Below are 631 nucleotides of genomic sequence, written 5' to 3'. Positions count from 1 at the left end.
AATCTTGGCGGGAATTAGCTATTCTCTCGTGAACATTAGCCACCTTTTTCCTGAATTTCTTTCTCGATTTACTTCCTTTAGTCTTTCGAGAAAGTTTTTTCTGTTTGAGGGCTAAATTCTTTTGGTGGCGGTTTAAATGCTTGGGGTTAGCATATTTAGTTACCCGCTCTCCATCGTGAACAATTGCGAAATCTTTCAGCCCTAAATCAATCCCAATAATTTGATCTCCCAACTGTTTAACGTCAGTTACTTCCACTTCACACAAAATTGAAGCAAAATATTTGTCAGTTGGAGACTTAGAGATTGTTACCGTTTTAATCTTCCCCGTAACTTCTCTGTGAAATACTGCTTTGACTTCACCAATCTTGGGGACTTTTAGATATTCATCCTTGACGGTAACACTCTGGGGATATTGGATTGATTGCTTATGGTGTTTAGACTTGAATCTAGGGAATTTAGCTTGTCCTTTAAAAAAGTTTTTATAGGCTCTGTCTAGGTTAATTGCTACACATTGGAGAACCGATGAATAGCAATCTTCCTTGAGCCAAGGATATTCCTTTTTGAGTTGAGGGAGCATCCCTTTATAGGTTGCTAACTTTAAACTTTTCCCAGTTTCTTGATAGTGCTGAAT

1 protein-coding gene is annotated in these 631 nt (G+C 37.9%); it reads right to left on the bottom strand.

What is annotated here, in order from left to right; translation table 11 throughout:
* Positions 1 to 577: RNA-guided endonuclease InsQ/TnpB family protein (locus M595_RS28345; protein ID WP_238987159.1), on the bottom strand; the 577-nt coding region annotated here is incomplete at its 3' end.
* Between the last annotated feature and the right edge of the window lie 54 nt (positions 578 to 631).

Source organism: Lyngbya aestuarii BL J (assembly GCF_000478195.2).
Lineage (GTDB): Bacteria > Cyanobacteriota > Cyanobacteriia > Cyanobacteriales > Microcoleaceae > Capilliphycus > Capilliphycus aestuarii.
Note: the sequence above shows the minus strand (reverse complement) of the source record. Positions and strands in the feature narration are given on the sequence as shown.